At 65.2% G+C, this 4833-nt stretch carries 4 protein-coding genes and 1 pseudogene; all 5 read right to left on the bottom strand.

Translation table 11 applies throughout. From position 1 onward, the window contains the following. Positions 1-293: pseudogene (locus I2E26_RS06820) on the bottom strand (hypothetical protein); the annotation flags it as partial. Continuing rightward, on the bottom strand, positions 293-1243 hold the full coding sequence (locus tag I2E26_RS06815; RefSeq protein ID WP_195420128.1) for a type II secretion system F family protein: 951 nt from the start codon (positions 1241-1243) through the stop codon (positions 293-295). The gene I2E26_RS06815 and the pseudogene I2E26_RS06820, both read right to left, overlap by 1 nt. Then, positions 1219-2553 carry a CpaF family protein gene (locus I2E26_RS06810; RefSeq protein WP_370551462.1) on the bottom strand — a complete coding sequence of 445 codons (1335 nt, stop codon included), beginning with the start codon at positions 2551-2553 and terminating at the stop codon, positions 1219-1221. Before I2E26_RS06810 ends, I2E26_RS06815 begins: the two co-directional genes overlap by 25 nt. Beyond that, positions 2550-3953: a P-loop NTPase gene (locus tag I2E26_RS06805; protein ID WP_195420127.1), complete on the bottom strand. Its 1404-nt coding sequence runs from the start codon at positions 3951-3953 to the stop codon at positions 2550-2552. Before I2E26_RS06805 ends, I2E26_RS06810 begins: the two co-directional genes overlap by 4 nt. After that, on the bottom strand, positions 3953-4603 hold the full coding sequence (gene cpaB, locus I2E26_RS06800) for a Flp pilus assembly protein CpaB (protein ID WP_195420126.1): 651 nt from the start codon (positions 4601-4603) through the stop codon (positions 3953-3955). The genes I2E26_RS06805 and cpaB overlap by 1 nt, the downstream gene beginning before the upstream one ends. Positions 4604-4833: the final 230 nt, after the last annotated feature.

Raw genomic sequence — 4833 nt, 5'->3', positions numbered from 1 at the left:
CAATACAAATCGAGCGCCGCATCGAACGACAACCCCGCCGTCAGCCCCAGCCGAACCATGTCAACCATCTCCGCCACCTCGCCCAATGTCGTCTCGGGCTGCACGGGCTCCAGAGAATGCATCAAGGCGCCCATCCCCCGATTGACGGCACCCCGCAACCGCAAGACAGCATCCAGCCAGCCATCAAGCATCTCTCGCATCTCTGCCCGGCTCGCACCGCCCGCCGTCCATATGCAGGTTGCGGCGCACAGCCCTACCGCAACGGCCATTCCGTCCATCGCCACGCCATCCATCACAGCTCCAACCTCATGATTCGGGTAATCACCGCGACCGCGACCGCATTGAGGGCCACGGCAACCCCTATGCAAAGAGCACCCGAGAGCGTTGCCGCCCCAGCGCGAAAATCAGCGGAAAACGACAGCAAGAACAACATCATGGCCACCGGCATCGCCGAAACGATGTGCGCGGACATCCGCGCCTGCGCGGTCTTTACATCAAGCGTCCTCCTCAGCTCGATACGATCGCCCGCCCAACATGCCGCTTCGGCGAGCAAGCCCGACAACGGCGCACCCGTTCGCTTCGACACCTTCAAGGCAAGGGCAACCATATCCATACCGTGCGTCGGCATGCGGGCGAGCAACTCATCGAGCGCCACGGTCGCCGAGGTCCCACAGTCGATCAGCATGCCGACGCGCATGAATTCAACCTTGATCACCCCGTCGGCATGCGACCCCACATAGCGCATCGCCCGCGCAAGGGAATGCCCCGATCCCAAAGAAATCGAAAGGGCGCGAAACGCCTCGGGCAGCTCTTTCTCGATCTTCTCGGCCGAACGCTTTTCCTCCCGGGCGCTCTCCACGCCGAGTACCGCGACAAAACCCATGAAGCCGGCAGCAAACCCCGCCCACGACCCGCCCAGGAGCGCCACAGCAAGACCGCAAGCAGCCGCGCATACGGCAATCGATGCATAGGGTGGCGCGCTCCACCAGTCCGGCAGGTGGGACGCAAGCAGATCCCGACAGGCAACGGCCCGTCGGCGAGCAGTCGCGGGCATGCGCTCCACGCTTTGCGCCACCGCCAGATCCAACCGGCGCACCGCCGTGCGCGCAGCCACCCCCACCGTCCCAGCGCCCTGGCCACGCGCTGCATGAACCGCCTCCTCGGCCCAAGCTTTCTCCTGCAGCAGCCCCCACGCCGACATCGCCGTCAAAAGCCCGATCAGGCTGGCAACGATCGCCTCCATGCCTCAACCTCCTCTGCACCGAGCACGTCACCACGCATCGCGCGCTCCACGAACGGCGGCTCGCACACGAGTCTCCACTCCTCGCTCGCCACATCGAAGCAAACGTATTCCGCCAGCTCGATTCCTCCGGATGGTGCACGGCCCACACCGCTGTACGAGCTCACGAACCTCCTGCCGTCCGCCCGGCGCTCAGACATCACGATGCCATCGAGCGCCGTCGCGATCTGCTCCTCGATAAGCGCGGAGGGCAGATCGATGCCGAACCGCGCAAGCAGCGTCAGGCGCACAACCGCCTCCTCGGCCGACCCCGCATGCAGGGTTGTCAGCGACCCATCGTGCCCGGTATTCATAGCCTGCAGCATATCTATGCATTCGGCCCCGCGCACCTCTCCCACCACGATGCGATCGGGTCGCATGCGCAGCGCATTCGCCACCAAATCGCGAATAGTCACAGCCCCCTCGCCCTCGATAGAGGACTCGCGAGCCTCAAGCCGCACCACGTGCGGATGGTGGGAAAACTGGAGCTCGGCGGCGTCTTCGATAGTCAAGATGCGCTCATCCTCGGGAATCGCTCCGGAAAGCGCGTTAAGCAGCGTGGTCTTGCCGGAACCCGTTCCGCCCGCAACCGCCAAATCCTCACGCGCCCGAACCGCGAACGACAGCAAGGTCGCATACCATCGCGGCAGGGAGCCTATCTCAACCAGCTCGTCAAGGGTGCTGATGCGGTCGGAGAACTTGCGGATCGTCAACAGCGTGCCGTCGAGGGCAACTGGCGGTATCACCGCGTTCACGCGATACCCGTTCCTCAACCGCGCGTTCACCATGGGGCTTCGCTCGTCGATCCTGCGCCCGAGCGGCGAGATAATCCGGTCGACGATAAGCCTGATCTGCTCGTCGCTCTCAAAGGGCCGCTCAAACGAATGCAGCATTCCACCTTGCTCGTAGAAAGCGGAGCGCGGTCCGTTCACCATCACCTCGGTGATGGTGTCGTCCTCTAACAGCGGCTGCAGCGGACCCAGCCCCACGATATCATCGAGAACCGCCGCAAGGAGCTCGTCGCGTTTCGCGCCGTCCAGCGCATCGGGCGCCACCACGTTCACAACAGCCTCGACCGCCGGACGCAATTCGTCACGTGCGCGATTCGGATCGGCGAGTGCTACGATTCGTGCCACCTCCTCATACCCCACGCGCTCCAGCACCGCCCGCTTTACGGACGGCCCCATTTCTCGCACGCGCACCCCAACATGGGAAGCCGCCGCACCGGCATGCCGCTGCACCTCGCGATCACGCACGCGTTCGTACACGCTCACGGCCTTTCACCTACCCTTCGTCCCCAAGGGAGCCGAATACGCGGGCGCTCCTCGAGCGCAACGCTCGCCTCCTGATCACCGGTGTCGACCGGACAGCCCATCTCCCGCAGCAACCTACCAACGCACGCTTCAACGCTTCTCACATGGGGACCGTTCGCTCCAAACAGCTCTGTCACGCGCCCAAAGTCTGCAGCGGCAGCCATGTCGGAGCCCGCATCGACTACCCTCATTCGCGATTGCAACGCCGTCCCCATCTCGAAACGCATGGCATGCTCCTCTCCGCAACCGGGCGCGCCCAGTCTGTTAAACAAGCTCGTCATACGCGTCTTCGGAACACCCAGGCGCACCGCAAGCTCCATCGCTCGCACGGCAGGAGCAACCCCCTGTGAACCGCTGCCCACGATCAGGCAGCGATCGGACGAAGCGACCGCCATGCCCACGGCATCCCCCCAGAACGCCGAGGTATCGATAAACACCACATCCGCCACGGCGCGCAGCACATCGAGCAGGCGCTCGACCGGCGCGGCCATTAGCTCCGCCTGTTCAGGCAGCGCCAGGGGACCCCACACCGTCAGCCCGGGCGCGACGCGCATCGCCGTTCGCTCCACCGCCCGGTCGAACGATCCATCCCGGTCGCCCAGAAGCTCTCCCAAATCCGCGCACTCGTTCACACCCAACAGGGCCGCCGCGTTCCCGAACATCAAATCCAAGTCAACCAAGGCGGCGCGCAGGCCCCACTTGGCCGCGCAAAGCGCGAACTCCACCGCGAGCGTCGTCTTTCCAACGCCGCCCCGGCCGGAGATGAACGTCACGAGCGGCGCGCCTCGACCACGATGCGCCGAAGGGCGCACCCCATCAGACGGCGGCGGCGCGGGCCTCCCATCGATCGATGACGATCCGGCCTCCCCGCCAAGCGTCATCCCCCCGTGCCCCGCAAGGGGCTCCGATGGCGTATCGCAAACGCCCGCAATCGAAGCCCCCTGCCGTCCGTCATCGCCGCCAAGGCGCACGTCACCGGTCGCGTCGGGCCCTCTCTCCGATCGCGCCTCGCAGTTCAACCGCGTTTCGGATTCGCCATCCTTCGCGGCAATGACCTCTGTAGCTCCCGCATAGAACACGCGAGCGACGATCCCGGGGTCGAGCTCGCGTGCGAACACGATGATCTCGCTCGCACAACCAAGCCGCGCAAGCTCTCCCACCGCCCGTTCCGCCTCGGCATCCAGGACTCGTACGTACAGCGCCGCGCCGATGTTCGCCTGCGGCATGGACGAGGCGAATTCCTCGAACTCATCCATCTCGCCAAAGCGCAGCAGGCGCGCCCCCGCATCGCGGGCGCACAGCTCCGCGCGCATATACGCATACTGATCCAGCGGGCAGCAGGCCAGCCATACGCGCCCCATCACTCTTCGCCTCCCCGTGTGTGCTCGGCAGCACGCGGCGCCACCAAGGTGACCTCGCCCGTCGACGCCGCGGCCAGCACCTCGTTCACAGCCGCCGGCTCCACGCCAACAGTCACCCACGCGAGCTTTCCACCATCGGTGGCGTGTGAACTCGTATCGATCACCTGGGCCCTTCCCAGCCTGTTGGCAACCGCGTCCTTCGATACGTAAACGTCCACGGCGTCCCCCGGCTCTAGCGCCCCGCCCACCGCATGGGCCTCATCCACGGCCACCGACACCGCCACGCACCCCGACGGGATATCCAACGTCGAATCGCGACGCTCGGTATACAGCGGGCACAGCACCGCCCGCTTCGGAATACGCGAGGTCGCCGTTTTGCCAACCACCTCGCGCAGGGACGTCGCGGCTTGGGGCGGAAGAAGGTCGGCAACCCAGTGCTCTATCGCAGTATTCGACTCATCGATCGTCTCGCCCGCATCGATCTCCCTCGTCGCCACGCACACGTCGACCAAGTCCCCTCCATAGCGCTCGAGCGTCTCGCGCTGCACGCGCTCAGCTTCCGCCCTGACCGACGACGCATAGAACAGGGCGATCGCTGCCGCGGCGACCCCCGATATCACGCTTACGACCATCCTCGTCCTCCGCTTCACAACCGCACCCTTTCTCGTCGTCCCACCGGCTCGCACATCCATCGCACGCGCCGTGAGTCCATTGTTCCGTGTGGGGGCGCAGCGAGCGAACGCAGTCAGAAAATGCGGACGCAGCGCTAACGGAAAACCTTCCGGCTTCCAACAGCGTTGTTAGAAACCGGAAGGCCATTCCTTCATCTATAGCGTTATTCGAACACGTACGCGGGTCGCCGCCCGCAAAGGGGCGAACG

The sequence above is a fragment of the Collinsella sp. D33t1_170424_A12 genome, assembly GCF_015554865.1.
Taxonomy (GTDB): Bacteria; Actinomycetota; Coriobacteriia; order Coriobacteriales; family Coriobacteriaceae; genus Collinsella.
The sequence above is the reverse complement of the archived record's forward strand: the minus strand, read 5'-3'. Positions and strand labels throughout refer to the sequence as shown.

Bases quoted from the DNA above. Each gene is read 5' to 3' on its own strand.
- I2E26_RS06815 (WP_195420128.1), bottom strand. From the start codon at position 1,243: ATGGAGGCGATCGTTGCCAGCCTGATCGGGCTTTTGACGGCGATGTCG.
- I2E26_RS06805 (WP_195420127.1), bottom strand. From the start codon at position 3,953: ATGGGGCGCGTATGGCTGGCCTGCTGCCCGCTGGATCAGTATGCGTAT.